This window comes from Paraglaciecola sp. 20A4, from assembly GCF_011378905.1.
In the GTDB taxonomy this organism is placed as follows: Bacteria; Pseudomonadota; Gammaproteobacteria; order Enterobacterales; family Alteromonadaceae; genus Paraglaciecola.
The window spans coordinates 1-25,323 of the sequence record NZ_WTPY01000001.1 but is presented as its reverse complement, the minus strand read 5'-3'; the positions used below and the strand labels follow the sequence as shown (position 1 = coordinate 25,323).

Here is a 25,323-nt window from a genome sequence, read left to right as displayed (position 1 = left end):
TACTCAACCTAAATGGCGCAAGCAGACACCAATACACTCAATTAAAAATCATACCGAGCGGTCAGGCTCACACGACGAGGTAATACCGGGCGTCCAATAAAGAACTCACCACCGGATACTTGGCTATTGCCTTGACGCGGAGACCCTTCCGTAATCCCTTCACTGTCAAATAGATTCCATACGCTAATGCCCAGTCTTATTTCTTGGTCGCTATTAAGCTCCCAAGAATAACCCGCATTAAAGGTGGCAATAGTGTGGCTATCTAATTCAACTGAGTTGTCGTCATTGGCGTAAGAATCACCGAAGTAACTCACGCCTAAACGTGCATCAACAAAACCGTTGTTATAAGAAACCGCTGCGTTACCGGTAAATTCAGGCTGTCTTCTGGGTTGTTTACCCACATTAGCCCCTTCGCTAAATTCAGCATCTTGATAGGTAATATTACCTTCTAGCGTGATTTCGTCAGATACATTCCAGCGTGAAATAATTTCAGCACCTGAGGTTTCAGTCGACTGCTGCTTAACCACTTCAAGCAAACCGCCTGAACCATCATTTTCGAAATCAACCGAACGACGATTATCTAGGTTGGCAACAAACAATGATGCATCTATATATAAGTCTTTCGGGAAGTACTTCACACCTATTGCGCCAAGCGTAATATCTTCGCCTTCATAGCTTTGTGGCTCACCGTTGTCGTTAAAAGTGATACTTCTAATTTGTGGGAAGAAATAACCTTTTGATGCGTTAGCGTACAAGTTCATGTCGCTGTCATCCATTTTGTATAACAGCGCACCAGAGAAAGCGGCTTCTGTGGTACCGACTTCACCATAAGTGAAACGACCGTTACCTGTAGTATTCACTTGCAGGTTAGGGGCTAATGACGGGTCATCAGATACTACAACGACTTCACTGCCTTCTGACTTAGTGGTGCCTTCAGCTCGCTCTACACGCATACCCACATCGAACGCCCAATTGTCGTTTTCGAGTTGATCAGTGACATAAAATGCGATGCGCTTGCTGGTTAGGTCTTTGTTGGTATAACTCGTACCTGGCCCTACAACCCCATTTTTAGAATACTGAACCGTTTCTCCTGCTTCGTTAGTAAAAGACAGGTCAACTAAACGTGCATTCTTACCATTACTAAAATCAGCTAAGTAACTGGATATAATGTTGTAGTCCATTTGCGAGGCGTTAATGAAAAACGTACCAATATTCACAGTATGGTCAAAGCCGCCTGCTTCTAGCTCACCTGTTACGTTAAACTCAGTGCTGAAAAAGTCACCGTCTCTTTGGCGATCCAATAAACGGTTACCGAAGACTAAATAATCGTCTGGTAAGGCATTACCTGTTTCAGACCATGTGTAATTGGCCGTGCCCAATGAACTGAGCAAATCACCATTTACCGTTCTACCTGAGTTGGTAACATAACCACTTTGTGGCTCAGGCGTATTGGCGATGCCGTCGCCATCAAGGAACAAGTTGAATTGGTGATCATAACTTGCAGCTTTCGCTTTACCGCTTATGCGCCATGTGTCGGTTAATTCTTTTTCAAAATCAACACCAAATGAACCACCTTCAGTAGATACACCGTCACGAATAGGCGACTCGTAGGTACCATCCGCAGTAGGATAACTTAGGTCAGCGGCAGCTACCGTCTGGGCAACATAAACGGTTTCACCGTCATTACCTGTTAATCGGTCACGCGATGCGCCCTCTAAAGGCAATGGTAAGAAGAATTGCACTTTGTCGTTAATCATTTGACCATGGAATGCGATATGACCATCATCAAATTCTTTTCGTATATTACCTCTAAGTTGGTAACCTTTAGTGGGTAGGCCAGTATCTAGAGGGCCTTCGTCGTAACGGTAGAAACCAGAGATAGCATAGTAAATATTGTCATCGCTTGATAACGCACCACTATTGAAAAAGTCTGTTCTAATGCGACCGTCTTCGGCAAGTTCTACTTGAACGGTACTTTCTGGGTCGTCACTTCCTTTACGAGAAATATAGTTGATTATGCCTGCCACGGAACCAGGGCCGAACAAGTTAGATACACCACCACCAACATATTCCACTCTTTCTATACCTATATCAGGGCGGTAATAAACATCCTGTGCAGAAGAGGTTAACCCAGACTGAAATGCAGGCATGCCATCGTAATTAAGGGGCGTAAACTGGAACTGCCCTCCTGAAGGTAAACCCCTTACAAATGCGTTGGTTGCCACTTCGCCACCACCACCTTCCACTTTAATACCGGGAACACTCATCAATATGTCTGCCTGACTTGAAAAACCTGTGTTCGCAATTTGGTCTTTCCCAATCAGAGTTGTTTTAGCAGGTGTATCTGCTTCTGTACGCGCAACGCTTGAACCGGTAACAATGATGTTTTCATATTCATCAGCCTTTGGTTTCTCAGTCTTTTCTTCTTGGGCAAATAACGGTGCAGCAAAAAGTATCGATACGGCACAGGTAATAGGTGTCATTTTCATGGTGTTCTCCAATCTCTTAAAGATGGTCAATAGTGTGTTCGTCATAAATGATGCGAACGTTTAACGTTATGTTATTTATTTGTTACTACAAATCGAATTTAAACACACAAAAAAAACATTTACAACCCATTATGAGTGCTTTAAGATTCATTTATCAGCTAATATCCTAAAAAGAGCACCCATTATGACTTACGATGTTAATAGAAAAGATGTTTCAGAAAATACTGCTGCATTAATAGAAAAAGCCAAAGAGACACTGATTGCGAATGATCTTGGTGGGTACACTGTGCCTACCCATGGCTTGTATCCATTCCAGTGGAACTGGGACTCTGCTATTACCGCCTTAGGTTGGAAACACTTCGACGAACCCCGTGCATGGCAAGAATTGGAAGTATTGTTTGACGGTCAGTGGGATAACGGCATGGTGCCGCACATCTTGTTTCATCAAGACTCCACGACTTATTTCCCGGGTCCAGATATTTGGGGCTCAGATAAACGGGTAAAAAGTACGTCTATTTCACAGCCTCCCGTGGTGGCAAGTGTCATCAAAGATATGCTCGACACAGCTGACGATAAAGCCTTAGCGCGCAGTAAAGCCGAATCATTATTTTCTAACTTAGTTGACTACCACCTTTGGTGGTATAAAGAGCGGGATCCACTCAATACGGGTTTAGTCGTTAGTTACCACCCTTGGGAATCCGGCATGGACAACAGCCCAGCGTGGGATGAAGCTCTAGCAGCAGTACCCTGTGTAGATTGGGAATATGAACGTCGTGACCTCGGCCATGTTGATTCATCGCAACGTCCACATAAAAGTGAATATGACCGTTTTCTGTTTTTGGTCGACTTCTTTAAGAAGCATAAATTCGACAGTGAAGTGATCTTCAATGAGTGCCCTTACAAGGTAAACGACATCGGTATCATCGCTATTTTGCACAAGGGCAGTAAAGATATACTCGCTTTGGGTGAAACATTAGGCATTAAAGATGAGCGCTTAGATATGATTGCTCAGCGCATTAAGCTTACGCAAAGTGCTATTTCAACCCTGTGGTGCCCTGAGTCAGAGTACTTCTATTGCCGCAACGTATTAACAGACACCTTGTGTAAAGTGCGTACGTCAGCCGGTATGCTGACTTTATTTGCAGGCTTAGCTGACGCGCAGCAAAAAGAAATCTTAAACACCAAGGCCAAACAGTGGAACGCAGCGAGTCAATACTGCATCGCCTCTACTCACCCAGAAGAAAGTCGTTACGAGCCACAACGTTACTGGCGTGGGCCTATCTGGTTACACATCAACTGGATGATAGCCCTAGGCTTTGAAAGTGAAGGCTTTCAAGACACCGCTGATAAACTACGTAGCGACTGTCGTGCATTAGTCGATTTGTCCGGTTATTACGAATACTTTAACCCTGAAACCGGTGCTGGTTGTGGTGGTAAAGACTTCTCGTGGACCGCGGCTATCGCGTTGCACTGGTTACTTTAGGTAACGTCAGGAGATTAAGATGACAAATAGCGCACCAAAATTTACTAGCCCTACGTTTCTGCTTGACCATATAAGCGACACGCTCAAGTTTTACGAAGCCAACGTAGATGACCCCCATGGCGGCTTCTATCAAAACTTCCTAGACAACGGCGATGTGTACGACAAAGGCACCCGCCACCTAGTGAGCTCAACCCGTTTTGTCTTTAACTATGCCCGTGCCTATCAAGAATTCGGCGAAGCCAAATATCTAGCACGGGTAAAGTCTGGTATTGCATTTATTCGCAGCGCTCATTACATACCCGAAACGGGCGGTTATAACTGGCTAATAGACGTGCAAGACGGCGTTGTCAGCGTAAAAGATCAAACCAATCACTGTTATGGCTTTGCGTTCGTGATCCTCGCTTACAGCTGGGCGTTGCGCGCAGGCTTAGAAGAAGCGCGTGAATACCTAAGTGACACGTTCGACACCATGGAAACCCACTTCTGGGATGCAAGCGCAGGCCTTTACAAAGACCAATGCAATGCCGATTTCAGTGTATGTGATAACTATCGCGGTCAAAATGCCAATATGCACACCTGTGAAGCGTTAATAGCGGCATATGAAGCCAGTAACGAACGTCGCTTTCTTGATCGCGCTATCGCCTTAGCAGACAAGATGACCAATCAACAAGCAGCGCTAATGGGCGGTTTAATTTGGGAACATTACGATCTCAATTGGCAAGTCGACCTTGAGTACAACAAAGACGATCCGAAAAACCTATTTCGCCCTTGGGGGTTTCAACCTGGCCACCAAACAGAATGGGCCAAGTTACTATTATTTATTGCTAAACACGACCAACGTCCGTGGTTAATTCAACGCGCAAAAGCCCTATTTGATAAGTCATTATCGGTCGCATGGGACAAAGAAAATGGTGGCATATTTTACGGTTTCGCACCAGATATGAACATTTGCGACAATGACAAATACTTCTGGGTTCAAGCAGAATCAATGTGCTGTGCAGCCTACCTCCATCACCACACGGGTGACGCAGTTTATCAACAATGGTACGACAAAATTTGGCAATACTCTTGGCGGCATATGGTAGATCACAAATACGGTGCGTGGTTTAGAATACTGACCCACGACAACCAAAAAATTGACGAGCTAAAAAGCCCCATAGGCAAAACGGATTATCACACCATGGGCGCTTGTTACGACGTACTCGAGCTATTACGTCGCCACCCAATGACGTAAGCCAGACCAAGAGCTTGCTGTAGCCCCTTGTAAACGCTATCAGTAAAGCAAACGCTGTAAACGGGTAGTACTAGCCTGCATGAAACACTGTGTCCCCTTTGGTTTCATGCAGGCTTTTTATTGTTTGTTTATTAGCTGAATTACTAGCCTTTACATAACATTAATATTAACCAGCAAACGTATCCCAAGGCCCTCTGATGGCTAAGGTTCTGGTGGGTGAATACAGGTTAACAAACAAGACTGAACCCTCAGGCGAGAAACACGCCCCAGCCAATTCAGTTTGCAAGTGCAAACGCGCAAAATCGTAAGCTTCACCTTGTGGCGTAACGCCGCGTAAATGGTTTTCTACTACATCAGTATATTGATCTTCACACACCAAAAGATGCCCGTAGGGGGTAACGGTCAGATTATCGCCGAAGTTGTATAACGATTCATCTTCGCTTTGTAAGAACAGCTGCAGCCTTCCCGGTGCTTCCGCCTCTAGTGCTTGCCCCTCAAAAGCAGAAGGTTGATAGCGCATAATCTGCCCTAACTGCTTGCTACCGCCATTGGTGCAGCAAAAATACAATTCGTTGTCTCCCCAGTGGATCCCTTCACCACGAGCAAACAAAGCAGCCCCGTCTTTAAAACCCCGGGCACGTAAATCGTCTTCAGGGCTTTCAGGGTTATCTAAATCTACCCACAGGGCATCTGTCCATTCTTGTAGTGACATCTGTTGCGTTTCCCAATTGCGGGTATCGTAGCCTTGGCTGCCTTTAACGCCAGTAGTACCTTTAAGAACTAAGGCTTGTAGTTGGCCACCTTGGTCGAGCTGCTCGCGCTGATTAGGGATAAATCGATAAAACAAACTGTCGCCGCGATCCTCAGTCAAATACACAATACCGGTTCGCGGGTCGACTGCAGCGGCTTCATGGTTAAAACGCCCCATGGCGGTTAATGGCTTTGGCTCAATTAACCCTTCTGCCGTGGCTGGCACTTCAAAAATATAACCATGGGATTTGGATACACCTGAACCAGCCTTAAGCACTGACTCTTCACAGGTCAACCACGTATTCCAGGGAGTCGCCCCACCTGCGCAATTACGCACTGTGCCGACCAAGGTTAAGAACTGCTCTTCAAGGGTTTTGGTTTTCAGGTTATACACCAGCTTACTGGTTCCCCCAGGTAGCGCCACACCGTTAATGTTCTGATCATAAGCTAAAGTGCTTTTGTGCTGCTTAATGCTCTGCTCAGCTTTTATTAAGTCCCGTGGATGCAACTCATGGTTACGGATAAGCGCCACGCGCTCTTCGTCCAACCCGAAACAGCCCATGCCGTCGGCTCTATCCGGCACGGTAAAGCCATCAGTCATCTTTTCCCCTAACTGAGAAATAACCTGATACTCAAATCCAGCGGGCAAATCTAATAAGTTATTAGGATCTGCTACCAGCGGGCCAAACCCATGAGTGTTTTGTAGCAAAGAAGCCGCGCTCACTTTTCCAAAGTAACTCGCCGTTAAGCCACCAAACGCCAACGCACTTGCCCCCAACGTGAACTGTCTTCTAGAAACCATAATCTCGCCCAAAATGTTTAAATAAAAACAATAAATTAAATGTTATGTTATCACATAACTTCAAATTTAATTTGTTAAATAATCAATGAGCAAAAGGGAATACCACACCAATATGACAACTTCATTATGAAATCTAGGGCTGGTTAAAACTCGAAAGTGGACTCTGAAGATAGATCTGAAAGAATAAAACTAAATAACAGTGGAAAAAGCGCTGTATTTCATTAGAATCAGCGCTCACAAAATGAAGCACCCGTAGCTCAGCTGGATAGAGCGTTGCCCTCCGGAGGCAAAGGTCATGAGTTCGAATCTCGTCGGGTGCACCATTTCTAAAGGCCTACCAAGTTACTAACCACTAACATTCTATTTCCTGTGACCAGATTGTGACCACTAGCCAAAGATGTTTTGGGCTAAAATAAAACTAATCCTGAACAATGACTCAAAAAATATCTCCCCAGTTACTAAAGATTAACTTCTTCAATTCACCCTACTAGTTTTGATATATTCACAATAAAAAATTTGATCCCTTGAAATTAATAGCTGGATTTTAAATTGTGCATTACACACACTGTGAAAATCACTAATGTACTTTGTCTTGTCGAGGTTTAGCGAAACCATGGTCAAATATATATTCGATACCAAGTTCAAAACCTTTTGCCCACACTCCCATATCGTGCCCGCCGTTTATGATATTTAATTCAGCCAAGTTTTGAATACATTGTTCTAGGTCGCCCTCCGTACTTTGAATGAGATGCTGATATAAAGTGGCTGCTTGCATCTCCATATTGTAACGAGAGGCATCAATTGGAAGATCCGTCTTCTCACTAGCATGGTTCCACTCATCATCACCTGTAATAATATATATTGGGGTTCTTTGCTTTTGTTTCAGATAAGATTTAAGTGTTAATGGATAATTTAACATTTTCCATTTTTTGAAACTAAAAGGCACTCCAAACGCACCCCGCTTAACAGCTCCTGATGTAGTCGGTGGATCACCATGCTGAATTGCTGGACTTAGTAACACTGCAGAGCTAAACAGTTCTGGGTAAGCTAGGGTATATCGTAAAGCTCCGTACCCTCCCATAGAAAAACCAAGCACTCCTCGTCCCGACCGGTGACTAATAGTACGATAGTGAGAATCAACCTCAGGAATCAACTCCTGTATGATTGAGGACTCAACAGCTCCATATTTATTCGAATCAATCCAATAACTATTACCTGTGATTGGGGCAACAGCAATTAATCGAGGGATTAATCGACGCTCAATCATGGCATCTAAAATTGCAAAGAATTTATTCCAACTTTTTTCATTCCCACCACTACCATGAAGTAGATATAGAACTGGATAGTGAATGTTCCGCTCATCATCGTAGCCATATGGTAAATATATTTTATATGCTAATGGAATGTGCTCAGTTTTGGTAATCGCTAACGACTTTCTGATGGAGGAAGTTTTTTTTTCTATTAGTCCTTTTTGTTTCGTTTGATATCTAGACACGTCATATTCGAGCTGAACAGGCTTACCGCTGTAAGCAAAAAAATATTTCAAACCTTCCTCAATCCCATTTAAATAAGCTTTTTTCACCCCGTTACCATTCATAATTCTTAGCTCAGCGGGACTAGCTGGGACGCGATCGTATTTATTAAATTGTTGTTGAAATATGTTAGTTCTATGGAGTTGCTGATAAAGCTGAACAGCCTGCATATTGTAATTGACCTGATTTGTATAAAACTGTTGCAGTGTATTTTCGTGATCTGAGCACGGTTTATCTTCACCAGCTACGATGTAAATAGGTATACGTTCTGGTTGTTCCACGTATTTGGCAATAGAATGAGCGAGTAGATATTCTTTCCTTTGATTTTCATCAAATAAGCCTGGGAAATTTAGAGTAATAACGCCTTTAAAAATATCGGGATGTGTCAGCCCATATGCAGCAGCTGCATACCCTCCTATCAACAGTCGTCCATCACGTTCTGAGCGCGAGTTATAGTGTTTATCTACATAATGGATCGCTGTTTCTACTAAATCCCGAGCATATAAAACAATATCTATTGAATCATCTTTAAGCCATTTATCTGCGCTCACGAATACTGTTATAAGTGGCTCGATAAGGACATTTTTATCCAGTGTTTTGCAAATACCAATACGCTCAATATCAGTTAACTTATCTGAACCTAATATATAAATAGTAGGATAACTCCTACTCCGATTGGCATCATATGCTTTAGGGAGATAGAGCTGATAATCACTGAGCATTGTATTCCCACCTAAATTTACATCAATACAACCCAACGCCATAACGGGAAGAAAAACAACCGTGAAAAAGACTAATTTTAATATCCGCCGCATTGAAATCATTTAGCACCACTATTAGTCAATTTCTGATTCATTGTTAAATGTAAATCAAAATCACTTCTCAAATATATGTAGACAGGATTTTTCAAAGCTATAAATACTGTCTTTACCGATAACGTTGAAAAGACTTTATGAGACATTATCAAAATCTCAGTCAGAGAGCTGAAAAAATAAGACACTGTTTTTATTAAGAATTTAAACCCAATATCGCTTCTTGAAGAGAAGAATATTTATCAATGAAAAATTTTGAGCGTTAATATAACTACTTAAGAAGAAACTTATCATTAATTTTAAAGATACTTTCGCGGGATTTTGATCTTCACATTTTTGCAGTACATTCTTCCACGGAAACATATAATTAACATTAAACTTACAGGTTGACATTTTTTTATCTATTGATTGAAGATTGCCGAACTGGTTTATGTTAAATCAAGCGCGCTCATTTTATAGAGGTTAAAAATGCATACTACAAAAATGAAGAAATTGTCAGCCATTATCATAACTAATTTGGCTATTTGGCCTTTAATACCCAGTCACTCTCTTGCAGCACAAACCGTTAACAATGCAACTAGTGATAAGCAACAAGCGAAAGATGAAGCCAGTGTGGAAAAAATAATTATCACCGGCTCAAGACAACCCAAAGCTGCGAATAAAATCCCCGGCGCTATTAATGTCATTTCACAAGAGGAAGTAAGTCGGAACCTATCTTTGACATCAGATGCAACATCCTTACTTACAAGAACCATCCCAGGGTATTCAGAGTCTACGCAACAAATGTCTAATTCCGGCGAAACCTTGCGTGGTAGAGTTGCATTAAGATTGTTCGATGGCGTTCCGCAGGGTTCTCCTCTACGTGAGGGCAATCGTGCTGGTATTTTTACTGATATGGGAATTATTGAGCGCGTTGAGGTAATTAATGGTCCTTCCGCATCTGAAGGTGTTGGCGCCGCAGGCGGCATTATTAATTACATTTCACGTACACCCAAAGTAAAAGGTACAGAGGTGACTCTGTCATCCCAATACCGTACACAATTTGAAGATGATAGTGAAAGTTGGAGGCTGGGCTTTAATGTTGCACATCTAGAAGATAACTATGACTTGGTTTTAGCCGCGTCTTTTGCCGAAACAGGTATAGGTTATGACGCTGATGGTCGTCGGATTGGCTTGGGAACAAGTGGTTCGGCAATGGATTCAGAATCCGATAACTTGTTTGTCAAAGTAGGCACTAACTTCGGTAAGCAGGACGAGCAACGACTGGAACTCTCTTTAAGTCGTTTTAATATCGCGGGCAAAGGCAATTATATACTTGTCGATGGTGATCGGGAGACAGGCCTAAGTAGCACATCAGAGCGCGGACGTCCTTTAGGGGCTAGAGCTAGCTTTAACGATTTTAGTCAGCAGAGTCTGACCTATACTCATGATGATTTATTTGGCGGTGCATTTTGGGTTCAGTATTATCGTGCTGATCAAGGAATGCGCTACGAAGCAGAAAATAGTATCGATAAACAAGATCCTTTAATTGCACCTATTGCACTGGATGAAAATGGTCTTCCAAGTAGTGATTTTCCCTTAATTGATCAATCCGAGATCCATTCTGATAAAGAAGGATTTAGATCATCTTGGACAAAATTAGACATTCTAGGCGTAAGAGATTTAGAGTTGCAGGTTGGCTTGGATGTAGTCAAAGATACGGCTCAACAACTATTAGCTCTGACTAATCGCGTTTGGGTTCCACCTATGGAATACACCAGTAAAACTCCATTTTTTCAACTTTCTTATGATTTAGGTGATGTGACTGTAACGGGTGGCGTTCGTCGTGAAGATGGCGAGTTAAAAGTAGATGACTACACCACAACTTGGTACCGAGATCGTCGAGAGGTAAGCGGCGGCAAATTGGACTATCAGGAAACACTAACTAATATCGGTGCCATTTGGCGAGTGACTGAAGATCTATCTGTGTATGTATCTACGGCGGAAGGTTTTACTTTACCCAACGTCGGTATTCCGCTACGTAATATAAGCTGCTCTAACGATACCAGTGAAGGTGGTGTGCCATTTGGCGGAACACAACCTGATGGTTGCCCTGACGATGATCCAATCTCAGTTGACGGAATTCTTGATTTACAGCCTATTGTTGTAAAAAACAAAGAAATTGGCTTCAACTGGAATGGTGAGAGCGCGAACATAGGTGCCTCGTATTATCAGTCTGATTCAGAATTTGGAGTGAGCTTAAGAGTCGATCCTGAAACTGAAGATTATATAATGTTGCGTAGACCCACTGAGATTTCCGGATATGAAATGTCCGCTGGTTATAAAGTGACAGATACCATTAAACTAAACCTTATGTATTCACATACCGAGGGGGATACTCGAGATGGCGATACAGGACCGCTTGATCGCGCGATGGGAGTTCGTGACGTTGGACCAGATAAAGTGGTGCTAACAGCAGACTGGCAGTTTTCTGATGCAGGTCGTGTGGTATTGGGGGCTCGTTCTGTGCTTGATAACGATATAAACGAAGGTAGAGCCGGTGAAGAGCATATTAAGGGTTATACGCTTTTTGACTTAAATGCGAATTATCAATTAGATAATTCCACCTTTACGGTTGGCATCGATAACTTATTGGATAAATCGTATTTTTTAAGTCATTCACAGGTTGACCAATGGAGAAACTACTTTAAAGGTCAAGGTCGTATAGTAAGTTTGGGTTATACATTGAAGTTCTAAGCCTTAAAAACTTGCCCTTGGTATATGCTGAGGGCAAGACAAATACCGCTACATATTTGATCTATCCCAATTTAAATAATTCTGTTACTCCAGTTCGTTTTACGGAGTCCAAAAAATAAGCAGCATGAGTTTCTATGACCGACAAAAAATACAACATACCAGCACCTAAGCCAATAATAGCTGAATTTGAACAACCACATACTTTACCTATTCATTTGCCTACCCCAGGCGAACCAACCCCCTGGCCATTTCATAAAATTGGTGAGTGGAAAATTGACGTAAATGAGAGTGTCGATACTTGGCGCCATGGTATGAAAGTATGGCGCCAAGAACATTTGATTAGAATGGGATATGACGATGCCCAATATCGTCGTGAAGAACTGCTTTGGTCGCAGAGTAACTATGTACACACTCAGATGATGGTTGAAGATCGTTATTTTTACGATCCTGTAGCGAGACAATATACTGTAGACAAATATCTTGATGATCTGGAGACAAGATTTGGCGGGATTGACAGTGTTTTACTTTGGTACATTTATCCAAACATCGGGATTGATGATCGCAGTCAACATGACCTAGTTGAATCATTGCCAGGTGGTATTAAAGGATTGAAACAGGTTGTTGCAGATTTTCAGCGCCGTAATGTGCGGGTATTTTTGCCTACTATGCCTTGGGACAATGGTACCCGAGATAATGGTAAAACTGATTGGCAAGCGATGGCCGATCTCGCCGCTGAAGTGAATGCTGATGGTATCAATGGAGATACTTATTTTAGCGTCCCTCATGCATTTAGAGTAGCCTCAGATAGCACCGGTCATCCGGTAGTATTGCAACCCGAAACCTGGCCTCTGTCAGATGAAGCATTGATGTGGAATAACCAAACTTGGGGTAAAGCTTCTACTACATTTATACCAGCAGTGAGCAAATTAAAATGGTTGGAGCCGAGACATTTAACGAATGTCGAGAACCGCTGGGGGAGAAATCGTACCGATGATTTTCAATATATATTCTTCAATGGTCATGGTTATAACGCCTGGGAAAATATTTGGGGTATCTGGAATCAGTTAACACCTAGAGATGGGGAAACCTTGCGTCGTATTGCAACTATTTTCCGAAAATTTTCCACTTTGCTTGTCAGCCCCGATTGGGAGCCCTATGCAAAGACACTACAGCAAGGCGTTTTTGCTAGCGCGTTTCCCCGTGAACATATGACCTTATGGACTGTGGTTAATCGCAATGAATATGAAATAGCAGCAGAACAACTTGTGGTTAGTCATCAAGCCGGTACACGCTATTTTGATATTTGGAATGGCGTTGAGCTAAAAGTCAGATTATCGAATGATAAAGCAATTATACGTTTTGATATGGAGCCTAATGGTTATGGTTCAGTATTAGCGCTAAAAGAAGGCCAAAATATTAATAGTCTAACGGCCTTTTTGCAGCAAATGCACGAGTTAGCGGCTAAGCCGTTGCAGCAGTATTCTGGTGCCTGGAAAGCGTTGCCGCAGAAAATGCTCGATATCCCAACAACTGCCGCAAAGACAGAAGTACCAGAAGGGATGGTTGCCATTCCAGCTGGTGGTTTTGATTTTAAGGTGGGTGGGATAGAAATTGAAGGGTTCATGTGGGCTGGTTTAGATTTCCAGTATCCGTGGGAAAACTTACCACGTCGTGCACATAACCAGCACATGGATATAACCTCATTCTTTATTGATCAATATCCTGTTACCAACGCTGACTATTTCAAATTTGTCACGGCTACTGGCTATCATCCACAAGATGATTTCAACTTCTTGAAGGATTGGATAGATGGCAAACCTCAGAAAGGTTGGGAAAATAAACCTGTAACTTGGGTGTCCATTGAAGATGCAAGAGCATACGCAACGTGGGCTAATAAACGTTTGCCTAACGAATGGGAATGGCAATATGCAGCTCAAGGTACGGATGGGCGTTTGTTCCCATGGGGCAACAGTTGGGATGCTGACGCAGTGCCAGCAATCAACCACCAAAGGGATTTATTGCCTCCAGCCAATGTTGATGAACATCCAAGCGGCGCTAGCCCTTTTGGCGTAATGGATATGGTAGGAAATGTGTGGCAATGGACAAATGAATTTGTTGACGAACATACTCGTGCTGCACCTTTGCGAGGAGGCTCTTCGTATCATCCTGCTACATCTCATTGGTATTTCCCTCAAGCCTATCAGTTAGATCAACATGGTAAATATTTACTTATGGCACCCTGTAAAGACAGATCAGGGATGCTCGGATTTCGCTGTGTTGTTGATGCTAATCGAGGTTAGTTGCTTGTTTTAATCAATGGCGGGAATAAACATTATGTATGGTTAGATGAAAGTACCATTCTATTTATTCTCGCTTTAAAGTCATACAAACTTACCTGATTGGGTAATCAATTTTGACTATTCTCTCATTGGATTAGTGGAGGAAGTTTATGAATTCTAAACCAGAATATTCTTTATCAACAAGATCTGGAGCTGATGGCCCTTTAAGTGGCATTCAGGTTATAGATTTAAGTGCATATATTGCAGGACCATATGGTTGTACCTTATTAGCTGATCAGGGAGCCGATGTCATCAAAATTGAGCCCCCTAGTGGCGATAATATGCGTAAATATCCTACAACCTTGGAGGCTGAGCACCGAGGTTTTCTCGGGATTAATCGTAGTAAACGTGGATTGGTGCTGGATCTTAAAAGTCAGGAAGGTCATGAAATACTGATGAAGTTGGTGAAAAAAGCCGACATATTAGTGCATAACTTTCGTCCTGGCGTACCTGAACGACTCGGTATCGATTTTGAAACGTTAAATTTAATCAACCCCAGACTTATTTATTGTGTTGTTACTGGTTATGGTGAAACTGGACCGTTGAAGAACAAGGCTGGCTTTGACCAAGTGTTACAAGCGATGAGCGGAATTTGTTCTATGCAAGGGATACGCGGTAAAACACCTGAAATAGTCAATGGTTCAGTTGTTGATTATTATGCTGCCGCATTAATATCTGGTGGCGCGTCATCTGCTTTATATGAACGTGAACGCAGTGGGTTAGGACAATATGTAGGGGTGTCGTTATTACGCAGTGCCTTAACTATGCAATCAGCTAGGTTTGTCTGGGCTGAAGGTGAACCTGCTAATATCGGACGAGATTTCCGGTCAGGGGGGATAACCGGCATCCACCCAGCCAAAGAAGGGTATTTGTATTTATCTGCTAATACACCACATTTTTGGAAAGCACTTTGTAACAAAGTTGGGCTTCCTGAGTTAGCGGCTACTGAGCGCTACGATAGTATTCGTAAAAGAGCTGAACATGCTGCAGAAATAGTACCTTTGTTACAAGCAGCATTAATGAATAAAACAGCCATTGAGTGGGAGACCCTTTTTGGTAATGACGTGCCATGTGCCGCTGCTCGACAAATTGAAGACGTATTTAACCATGAGCAGGTTGTGGCAGAAGATATGATGACCACATTTGAACATCCACTGGTGGGTACATATAAGGGAATGACCCGAGCTATAAAATTTGGTCGTACACCTGGTCCTAAACCTTTTGCGGCACCAGTGTTTGGACAACATTCCGATGCTGTGTTGGAGCAGCTCGGGTTTACCGAATTACAACGGACTAAACTGCGTGATGATAGCGTAGTGAAATAAACCTATTAATGCCTATTGCTTTTCTACTAGGCGTAATAATTCTGTCAGTCAATTATTTGTTGTATATAAATTTAAGGAAGTTTTGTGATTATTCGATATCTGGATCCTCTAGAACAGCTAGAGTTTGAAATTATTCAACGCACAGAACAAGGCGGCGATGCCAGTGAACTTTCGAATGCTTTCAAAAAAATACAGAGCCAACCGTTAGAGCTGGCCAGTCAGAATGCTCGCCAGTTACTCATCGAATTAATGGCCACTGATATACAGGGCAATACATCATCTTTAACTGAACCTGATGAATTGAACGCGATTATGGATGCCGCGAAACCAATAGATTCCTCCGAATCAGTTGCCACTCCACTTAACGAAACTGAACTATATAATCGTATTCTTGGAGGGTGGTTGGGGCGTTCTGCAGGTTGTTTACTTGGTAAACCCGTGGAGCGATATCAACGACCTGCGTTACGAGAAATGCTAGAAGCTAATAATACTTGGCCATTAGATAATTATTGGACCCAGGATGGGATGCCAGACGAAATTCTGACCAAGTACCCATGGAAAAGACGTGGAGGTTTAGCCAGTCTTAGGGAAAATATTCAATATATGCCCGAAGATGATGATCTTAATTACACTATGCTAAATTTACACGTATTCGAGACCCATGGTGATAATTTTAGTAGTGAAGATGTGGGCACTGCTTGGTTAGCGAAATTGCCGGTGATGGAATTATTTACTGCTGAACGAGTGGCTTATTTTAACCTCTTAGCAGGACATGATGCGCCTGAGTCGGGTCTCTATATAAACCCGTTTCGGGAATGGATTGGCGCCCAAATTCGAGCCGACTTGTGGGGCTATATATCCCCGGGCAAGCCACAACAGGCAGCCGAATTTGCCTGGCGGGATGCTCGCCTGAGTCACTCACGCAACGGTATCTATGGCGAAATGTTTTTTGCTGCACTGATTGCTGAAGCGTTTTATGAATCAGATATACGTACCTTAGTACATGCGGCTTTATCTTGTGTTCCTGCTGAGTCACGTTTTGCGAAAGCTATCAATATAGTGCTTGAATTTCCCCTTAAAGATATGCAGTGGGAGCAAGTGGTAGATGAAATTTATCATCATTTTGGCCATTACCATTGGGTTCACACCATCAATAATGCGGCATTAACTGTTGCTGCATTATTAGTGGGTAACGGCGATCTTGAAAAAACCATATGTAATGTGGTTATGGGGGGCTGGGATACTGATAGCAACGGTGCCACAGCGGGCTCCGTTGTGGGTATTATCAACGGTGCCAGCGCATTACCTAATAAATGGATTGAACCTCTGAATAATCGTATTCGCTCTAGTTTGGGAGGATTTGATAATGCCCAATTTACTGACTTAGCCAATAGAACTGTTGCTGTCATACAAAGTTCATCGAGCCAAAAATCAAATGCTGCTGTTAGTCAGGTAGATGATTTTTAACCCCTAGTACTGCTTCCAACTACTGCTTCTAACAATAATTGGGTTATTGACTATGCAATCTGCTTTGTGGATAGCAGTAGTCAATAACTATCCCGAGACACAAATTAATTATAAAGAAACAAAAAGTATGGTTTGAAGATAGAATACAACTATTTTGTTAAGCATAAAAATAACTTAAATTGCCCCCTAGCTCTTGTTGTATAAAGTTTCGAATGAAAATGTAAATTCTTAATTGTTAACGTTTGCAACAAATAAAACAAAACAAATATATCTTTTTAGTTAATCAATAGAGGGTAATTATGCGTAGTAAGCTTTTTGTTCCTGGTATCCGGCCTGAATTATTTAGTAAGGCATTAGCCGGGCCTGCCGACGCAATTTCTATCGATTTGGAAGACTCGGTAGTTGCTAGCCAAAAAGCCCAAGCACGGCATATTATCAGTGAATTTTTGCTGTCCGAGGAAGTTGCTACTTGCCTGAAAACTATTATTGTTAGATGCAACGGAATTTATAGTAGTTATTTTAAAGATGATCTGGCAGCCGTTATTCGCCCCAACCTAAGCATGCTTAATTTACCTAAAATTGAATCTGCCAAAGATGTCTTGGCCGCAGTTTCTTTGATTGAAAAAATCGAACGGGAAAACGCCATTGTTAACCCCATTCCCTTACTAGTAAACATCGAAACAGCCAAAGGACTGCGTAACGTAATAGAAATCTGCGCCTCCCATAAAAGAGTCGCTGGATTGCAATTAGGTTTGAATGATTTATTTGATTCAGCTGGGATCGATCGCGATGATAACGCCAGTGTGCATGCTGTAATGCTAACGCTTCGGCTCGCAGCCTGCGAAGCCGGTATCAAGGTTTATGATGGTGCATTTCCCGATATTAACGACATCCAAGGGTTTCAAGCAGAGGTCGATATGGCACGTCGCTTGGGATATAGCGGCAAAAGTTGCATTCATCCTAATCAAGTAGCAACAGTTAATCGACTGTTTATCCCAGCAGCAGAAGATGTGGCCTTGGCAGAGCAGATTGTTGAAGCTGCCGATAAAGCTGAAAGTAAAGGCATCGGGGTTTTTACTGTTGCTGGTAAAATGATTGATCTTCCCTCTATCCAGCGTGCTAAATCAGTACTCGCAGAATATAAGCGCTTCATAAACACCCAAACAACGGCTTAATCGACTTAATGGTAAGAATTTCAGGATGTACAAAATGAACCAAATTATGCCCAATAATAGTAAAGTGTCAGGTCATCGTTCCACTCTCTTTTCTATCACACTAAAGCCATTTTTAGCCTTGGTTTTCATTCTTATGATCAGTCTCGGAGTCAAGGCTGAAAATCTGGTTGCTGTCACTACCGAACAAGTCAAACCTTTGCCTGCCGATGTTGCTTTAGCAAAAATTTGGACATATCAACAAAACTTAGTGGCAGTTGATAGTCGCAATAATATTTGGGTTTTTGATCAAACAACGGATAAATGGGATAAAAAAGACGCGTCTTTTCAAGGCATTGTTAAGGGAGCTGCAATTAGCACAGATAGTACCTATTTGCTGATGGCAGACCCATCAACAGGCTGGATAAATAGAGTTGAGTCTTTTGGAACTAATGAACAAACCCAGCGTTATTCAATGCCTCAGCTACCCGAACCACTTAAATCTGCAGCAGCAAGCATTTTGGATGAAAAGCTTTTTATTGTGGGCACATCTGCACAAGGAGCTTCGAAAATGTTGGCTCTGGATTTATCGTCAGATAATGGCGTTTGGCAAAATTATCCTGTTTGGTCGGGAGAAGGAGGGCTTGTTACATCAGTCATTGCTCAAACAGATAAGTTACAAGTTACCTTAAAGCATGAGGCAAGTACTGAAGAACAAATGTGGCAATGGTTACCCAAAGACGGTTGGCAACAACGCAGTACATTACAGGGCAACGTTATTGAAGGAACTGCTCGTTCCATGGGACAAGGACATGCGCTTTATCTTGCAACCAGTGCAGATGGTTCCAGCGTAAAAGTAATGAGCTTTCAAACAATAACTGGTGCATGGGCTGAACTGGAACGTTGGGATAATCATGGCACCTTGGCCGGCACTGGATGGAAAAAAGGAATTCTGTGGGTCGCATCAGCAAATGACCAGAACGGGACACAACTAGGGCTGGCACAAGTGCAGTCTAGACAGAATCTATTATCGGTGACGGATTGGGTTATTTTAGTGGTTTACCTGATTGCGATGTTGGGGATGGGCTTATATTTCTATCTGAAACAAGGACAATCATCTGAATCCAATTTTTTCCTTGGTGGTCGTTCAATTCCTTTTTGGGCTGCAGGGATAAGTATCTATGCTTCGAATGCGAGCTCTATTAGTTATATTGCCGTACCCGCTAAAGCTTTTGCCACTAACTGGCAATATTTGATGAGCAATATGATCCTGGTCCTTGGATTAATATTTGTTGCCATCTGGATAGTGCCATTATTGCGCAAGCTCAATTTAATATCAGTATTTCATTATTTGGAGACTCGTTTTCATCCGTCTATTCGCGTGATTTCCAGCATCTTATTCATTGTGTTCCAGTTGGGTGGAAGAATGACTGTTATTTTATATTTGCCATCATTAGCCCTATCCACAGTTACTGGGCTTGATATAACGATGTGCATACTTGTAATGGGCTTTGTGACCATATGTTATACGGTACTAGGTGGCATGAAAGCGGTTATCTGGACTGATGTTTTACAGTTGTTTGTCATGTTTGGTGGCACTATTTTTGCCATCGTATTTATATTAATGAAACTTGATGGCGGCACAGCAGAGTTTATTTCCAGTGCCATGGCCGATGACAAGTTTAAAATGGTTGATTTTAGTTTCAATTTAACAGATGCAACAATATGGGGTTTTTTGTTTCTAGTCTTTTTCGACACTGTGCTTACTTTTCCTAAAGACCAAGTGCTAATGCAACGAGTATTTTCTACTTCTTCCGCTAAAGAAGCAGGGCGATCGATGTGGACGTTTTCGGCGATAGTAATTCCCGGTAGTGCAATGTTCTATTTAATTGGTACTGCCTTGTATGTGTTTTATCAAGCTAACCCTGGACGAATGGATCCTTCATTGTCGCTTGACGCAACCTTCCCATTGTTTATTTCTGCGGAGCTACCAGTCGGCGTTACAGGCTTGATAATCGCCGGCATATTTGCTGCAGCAATGTCTACCTTGTCCAGTATTTTGAATAGTGTGGCCACAGTGTCAACTGTGGATTTTTATGAAAAGTGGTTCAAATCTAGCGATGAAAAAACCAATCTCCGTTTTGCAGAGATTATAACAGTGGTTGCTGGCTTAATTGGTATTGCCCTAGCACTGTTATTGGCGAGTTATAACGTTAATTCTTTACTCGATGTAGCACTTGAACTTTGGGGTTTATTAGGTGGTGGATTCGCTGGTGCTTACACTTTGGGAATGTTCACTAAGCGTGCAAATTGGCAAGGCGTTATTGTTGGGGTTACTGCTAGCTTCATTGTGACCTTTATGGCTTGGACGGTTGATCTTGTGCATCCTTATTTTTATATGCCTCTTTCAGTATTCGTCTGCATAGTTGTTGGATATGCCTCTAGTTGGTTTTTCCCAGCCCCTGAACGTCTCGATGGATTAACAATATATGCGGATCCAGCGAAATCTAAAGTTCATGCTGCGGACCAATAGATGAGCACCGCAGGCTATTTTTGCTGTGCATTTTTTGTGATGGGGATATAAGTGGATACTAAGTTTCTTAAAACCTTCGTTGCCGTTGTAGATTGCGGTTCAATGGCTGCAGCTGCCAGACAGCTTAATCTTACTCCGGCTGGCGTGGCGCAACAGATCCGCACCTTAGAGCGTCAGATTGAAGCGCCATTGATAAGGCGAGCAGGGCGCACTGTAACTGTGACTGAAGCGGGGGTTCGAATACTCGAACGTACTCGCAATGTAATACAAAACGTCGCCGAATTACGTTCGATGGCAATTGATGACTCGGTTGGTGGTGAACTTAAGTTAGGTGCCTGTAACACTGCATTGACAGGTATTTTGCCAGACATATTAGCTCGCGTTGTAACAGATTTTCCGCAGATTGGGGTCACGATTCAACCTGGGTTGTCCATCGACTTACACCGTTCTGTTGAAAATGGTCAACTAGATGCCGCGTTTGTATTACAAGCGCCGTTTACACTATCTAAAACTTGTTGCTGGCAATTGCTTCGAGAGGAACCCTTAATCCTATTAGCCCCTGAGAGCATGAAGAACTGTGATCCTCATGAATTGCTCGCCACGCAGCCCTTCATTCGGTATGACCGAAGTTTGTGGGGCGGGGACTTAGCCGACCAATATCTCCATCAAGTTGGGATTTCACCAAATGAACGTTGCGAATTAGCTGCTCTCAATGCGATTGCCGTTATGGTGGACAGAGGATTAGGTGTTTCTCTTGTACCTGATTGGGCCAAACCATGGCCGGAGGGCTTAAATCTTACAAGGATTACTCTGCCCATCACATTTGAGCCCAGAAGAATAGGCGTGGTCTGGTCCCGTTCTTCGATTAGAAGCCGATTGTTAGAGGCCTTTATTCAAGAAATTAAGAAAGCTAATTATGGTCGTCCCTGAGCTTTTGCCTCTAGGTGAAAACCGTAAATCAAGAGTTAGTTACTTTCCGACTAATAATATTTTCCAAACTTATTTTAAAGACAAAATGAAATGAAAAAATCTCAAATTGACAACTTAGGTCGCCCCGTTAAAGTGGTTGTTGTCGGCAGTGTTAATTGCGATTTAACGACATATCTAACTGATTTCCCTTTGAAAAATCAAACTGTAATGGCCAAAAAATCTGTTTTATCTATTGGGGGAAAAGGCGTTAATCAAGCTATTGCGGCAGCTAAAGACGGTGCAAATGTCAGTTTCATAGGCTGCGTAGGAGATGATTTATTTGCAAGTAATGCGCTTAATTATTTGCATACACATCAAATCAATACCGACAATATTCGTCGTATTAAAAATCAATCCACAGGTACTGCTTCAATCTTAGTGACTGAGCAACGAGAGAATATTATTGCTGTTGCGCCGGGAGCCAATTGGCTGCTAACTGTTGAAGATGTTTACAATGCAGAAGAGCTTATACGTCAAGCCGATGTAGTTATTGTTCAGTTAGAAATACCAGCTGAAGTGGTGAAGGTTGTGTTGGAACTTTCTCGAAAACACCATGTTTTATCGGTACTTAATCCCGCGCCAGCTGCCGACTATGCAAAGTCATTATATTCACTTGCAGATATTGTTACGCCTAACGAAACTGAGGCGGCTGAACTAACAGGTATTGAAGTGAAAGATAACGATAGTGTTGTTGAAGCCGCGAATATTATGTTGTCCGAAGGGGTTAAACAGGTCGTTATTACCTTGGGAGAAAAAGGAAGCTACGTTGCGTCTAACGAAATCCAGCAATTGATCTCTCCGTTTTCTGTCGACGCTCTCGATCCAACCGGCGCGGGAGATGTATTTAACGGCGTTTTAGCGGTAGCAAGAGCGCAAAAATTGCCCTTCATTGACGCCGTGGTGCGTGCCTCAGCAGCTGCCGCGCTGTCTGTTACGAAACCTCTGGCACAAGATGCGGCGCCTGATCATCAACAGATTAATCAATTTCTGCAACTTAATTCAACTACATCGACGCAGATGTAGCATGGAGGAATAACGCTAAAAAATTAAATTACAGTAATGAATGGCTATAACACGGCTTATTAAATAAGTAATGACTTGCTAAAAAAAATCAAATAAATACGAATTTTTACGTTTGAACTAAACAGATTGGGGCAGTTAAAAGCATTTTATTTTGGATGTTTTAGCTGCTACCTACCCTAAACAATTAACCCCTTTTAATGATGGATTTGGAGAAAAATATGCTGAGCTTTTTGGATAGAGTAAAAGGAGTGATTTATGGCACTGCGTTTGGTGATGCCATTGGCGCGACTATTGAAAAGCTTACTTACGAGCAAATTTTAGAAAAATACGGCAGGGTGGAAACCATATTAATGCCTTGGCATAAGGCTGATTGGTCAGCTTCTATGCGTAATAATCGTCAACGAGGCTACGGCATTATCACCGACGATACCTTAATGACCATTGCCCTTATGAATATTTATAATGATGTGAAACGTCCTCTCGATGCATGGGATATGGCTGATGGAATGGTAAAGGAAATAGCGTTTAAGAAAACCTATATTCCAGAATTAGGCAGAGAAGATCATATTATCGAGCGATTGTTTTACCCCGAAAAATGGATTTTCCAACGTCATGCTCTCGCTAATTGCGAACCACGAGAAGGTGGGATTGGCAATATGATAAATTGTGGCGCCGCCATGTACATTGCTCCTATCGGGATAGTGAACGCTTGCAATCCGAAAGCTGCGTACGATGAGGCGATTAATTTTGCCAGTGGCCATCAGGCAAGTTATGGACTAGAAGCTGCCGGTGTATTAGCCGCATGTGTTGCTAAAGCATTTGAGCCTGGTGTGGGTATTGAAGACATAGTCGCCACAGCGTTATCGCTGGCGAAAGATGGTACTAAAATGGCGATACAGGATATGTGCGAGAAAGCACGACAACTGAAAAGTCAAAAAGATGATCATGGCTTAGTGGTAGCTGAATTCCAAAAAACAATTCTACCGTATTCACCTATGGCTGATGATGTCAGCCGAAAAATAGAAAAGATAGGTGTGCCCTCGAATCATTACGTACCAAGCCGACTGTTCGCTATTGAAGAATTACCTTTTGCACTTGCCTACGCGGTGTTACATGACGGTGACTTTAGACAGACCATTATTGGTGGTATTAACTCTGGGCGAGACACGGATTCCATTGGTGTCATGGCTGGCGTAATTTTAGGTGCAATGTATGGGTACAAAGACATAAGTGATGAAGAGTTGGACGTGTTAACTGAAACAAACAAAATACCCTTCCAAAATATTGCCGAACAATTTTCGGAAACTGCGCGGGATATGATTGAGAACAATTCAAAAATGGAACGACATAAACAAGAGCTATTAACAGGCCTTATGAAATAACGTTTCATGTTGCAATCATTCTAGTTCTTTAGTGTCGATTTTTTCTTCTAAAATCTCGGGTTTTAAAAAAATATGTCTACTTGGCAGGTGTTTTAATGTTTATAGCTTCATTGGCAATAATTATAGGTCTTGGTCTATTGGTATGGAGTGCAGACCGCTTTGTTGATGGAGCTGCTGTTTTAGCCAAACACTTTAAACTACCTCCATTACTAATAGGTATCGTCATCGTTGGATTTGGAACTTCAGCGCCAGAAATGGTAGTTTCCGCGATGGCTGCAATTGATGGTATTCCAGGGTTAGCACTAGGAAATGCGATAGGTTCAAATATTACCAATATTGGCCTTGTTTTGGGTATAACAGCAGTTCTCTGTCCTATTACAATTCATTCAAAAATTATAAAAAATGAATTTCCACTTTTAATATTCATAATGCTATTTTCTGGGTATTTATTTTTTGATGATGCCTTATCAACTTTTGATGCCTATTTATTACTCACTGGATTTATGCTTGTAATAATATGGTCAGTTACTGCTGCACTGAGGGATCGTTCTGACACTTCAAACCCAGAATGCTCCGAAGATCTGCGGTCACCCCCAATACTTCTTCGCCGTGAAATAATCTGGCTTATCGTTGGTCTAGTTGTACTCATAGGTAGTTCACGATTACTTTTATGGGGGGCAGTTGAAATTGTTTCAGCCTTTGGAGTGAGTGACTTAGTGATTGGACTGACTATTGTTGCTGTTGGTACGTCTTTGCCAGAATTAACGACTACAATTGCTGCAGTTCGCAAAGGAAATCACGACATTGCGATTGGTAATCTCATCGGTTCAAATATGTTCAATATTCTTGGGGTGGTTGGTCTTACCGGTGCGATTGCGCCGATAACATCTATTCCTGTCGAAGTCATGACCCGAGACTGGCCAATAATGCTAGCATCAACTCTTATATTACTAATGATGCTATACAGATCTAGTAAAGGTGGATATATCTTTAGAAGAGAAGGTTTTTTACTTTTAGCTATCTATTTTTCTTATAATATATACTTGCTTTACGATGTACTGCCAACAAAGTACAACACTTAAGTCCAGTTTTTTGAGAACAGTTAATTTTAGTGATTCAGATAGAAGTTAAAATTACCCTTTTTTCTTGAGTTAATATCCCTGAAGATTCCGTCCGTTTCGGATTATTTTCTGCCCCCCCCCCTCTGCTTGACACAGGGTGTAGTGGCATAGTTAATTTGGCCACCTAATAAGAGGTGTTATGATCAATTTCATAACAGCATTAGGTGCAATGATG

15 protein-coding genes and 1 tRNA gene are annotated in these 25,323 nt (G+C 42.2%); 13 read left to right on the top strand and 3 right to left on the bottom strand.

Going from position 1 to position 25,323, the window contains the following annotated elements; genetic code table 11:
• Positions 1 to 41: 41 nt before the first annotated feature.
• The gene (locus GQS54_RS00080; RefSeq protein WP_166421992.1) at positions 42 to 2,489 is read right to left on the bottom strand and encodes a TonB-dependent receptor plug domain-containing protein; all 2,448 of its coding nucleotides are present in this window, start codon (positions 2,487 to 2,489) and stop codon (positions 42 to 44) included.
• A 184-nt stretch (positions 2,490 to 2,673) separates the two neighbouring features.
• Here GQS54_RS00080 and GQS54_RS00075 point away from each other — a divergent pair, with 184 nt between their 5' ends.
• A complete protein-coding gene (locus GQS54_RS00075; protein ID WP_166421991.1) occupies positions 2,674 to 3,972 on the top strand; it encodes a trehalase family glycosidase in 1,299 nt (432 codons plus the stop codon).
• A gap of 19 nt (positions 3,973 to 3,991) precedes the next feature.
• A complete protein-coding gene (locus GQS54_RS00070) occupies positions 3,992 to 5,206 on the top strand; it encodes an AGE family epimerase/isomerase (RefSeq protein WP_166421990.1) in 1,215 nt (404 codons plus the stop codon).
• Positions 5,207 to 5,372: 166 nt separating this feature from the next.
• On the opposite strand, the gene GQS54_RS00065 is transcribed toward GQS54_RS00070, so the two are convergent.
• Positions 5,373 to 6,758: an alkaline phosphatase PhoX gene (locus tag GQS54_RS00065; RefSeq protein WP_166421989.1), complete on the bottom strand. Its 1,386-nt coding sequence runs from the start codon at positions 6,756 to 6,758 to the stop codon at positions 5,373 to 5,375.
• A 246-nt stretch (positions 6,759 to 7,004) separates the two neighbouring features.
• On the opposite strand from GQS54_RS00065, the gene GQS54_RS00060 reads away from it, so the two are divergent.
• A tRNA-Arg gene (locus GQS54_RS00060) sits at positions 7,005 to 7,081 on the top strand.
• Between the two features lie 254 nt (positions 7,082 to 7,335).
• Here the strand turns inward: GQS54_RS00060 and GQS54_RS00055 are convergent.
• Positions 7,336 to 9,114: an alpha/beta hydrolase-fold protein gene (locus GQS54_RS00055; RefSeq protein WP_166421988.1), complete on the bottom strand. Its 1,779-nt coding sequence runs from the start codon at positions 9,112 to 9,114 to the stop codon at positions 7,336 to 7,338.
• A 456-nt stretch (positions 9,115 to 9,570) separates the two neighbouring features.
• On the opposite strand from GQS54_RS00055, the gene GQS54_RS00050 reads away from it, so the two are divergent.
• From GQS54_RS00050 to GQS54_RS00005, 10 genes are all read left to right on the top strand, one after another.
• A complete protein-coding gene (locus GQS54_RS00050; protein WP_166421987.1) occupies positions 9,571 to 11,838 on the top strand; it encodes a TonB-dependent receptor in 2,268 nt (755 codons plus the stop codon).
• A 134-nt stretch (positions 11,839 to 11,972) separates the two neighbouring features.
• Positions 11,973 to 14,138, top strand: a complete 2,166-nt coding sequence (locus tag GQS54_RS00045) for an SUMF1/EgtB/PvdO family nonheme iron enzyme (protein ID WP_166421986.1) — start codon at positions 11,973 to 11,975, stop codon at positions 14,136 to 14,138.
• A gap of 149 nt (positions 14,139 to 14,287) precedes the next feature.
• Complete coding sequence (locus GQS54_RS00040) at positions 14,288 to 15,502, top strand: CoA transferase (protein WP_166421985.1); 1,215 nt, start codon at positions 14,288 to 14,290, stop codon at positions 15,500 to 15,502.
• A gap of 84 nt (positions 15,503 to 15,586) precedes the next feature.
• On the top strand, positions 15,587 to 16,969 hold the full coding sequence (locus tag GQS54_RS00035) for an ADP-ribosylglycohydrolase family protein (protein WP_166421984.1): 1,383 nt from the start codon (positions 15,587 to 15,589) through the stop codon (positions 16,967 to 16,969).
• A gap of 299 nt (positions 16,970 to 17,268) precedes the next feature.
• Complete coding sequence (locus GQS54_RS00030) at positions 17,269 to 18,144, top strand: CoA ester lyase (RefSeq protein ID WP_166421983.1); 876 nt, start codon at positions 17,269 to 17,271, stop codon at positions 18,142 to 18,144.
• Between the two features lie 34 nt (positions 18,145 to 18,178).
• Positions 18,179 to 20,653, top strand: coding sequence for a sodium:solute symporter (locus GQS54_RS00025; RefSeq protein WP_166421982.1), 2,475 nt, complete (start codon positions 18,179 to 18,181; stop codon positions 20,651 to 20,653).
• Positions 20,654 to 20,704: 51 nt separating this feature from the next.
• Positions 20,705 to 21,583 carry a LysR family transcriptional regulator gene (locus tag GQS54_RS00020; protein ID WP_166421981.1) on the top strand — a complete coding sequence of 293 codons (879 nt, stop codon included), beginning with the start codon at positions 20,705 to 20,707 and terminating at the stop codon, positions 21,581 to 21,583.
• Positions 21,584 to 21,673: 90 nt separating this feature from the next.
• A complete protein-coding gene (rbsK, locus tag GQS54_RS00015) occupies positions 21,674 to 22,645 on the top strand; it encodes a ribokinase (RefSeq protein ID WP_166421980.1) in 972 nt (323 codons plus the stop codon).
• A 218-nt stretch (positions 22,646 to 22,863) separates the two neighbouring features.
• On the top strand, positions 22,864 to 24,027 hold the full coding sequence (locus GQS54_RS00010; RefSeq protein WP_166421979.1) for an ADP-ribosylglycohydrolase family protein: 1,164 nt from the start codon (positions 22,864 to 22,866) through the stop codon (positions 24,025 to 24,027).
• Between the two features lie 95 nt (positions 24,028 to 24,122).
• Entirely contained in the window at positions 24,123 to 25,109 is a 987-nt protein-coding gene (locus tag GQS54_RS00005; protein ID WP_166421978.1) for a calcium/sodium antiporter, read from the top strand.
• Positions 25,110 to 25,323: the final 214 nt, after the last annotated feature.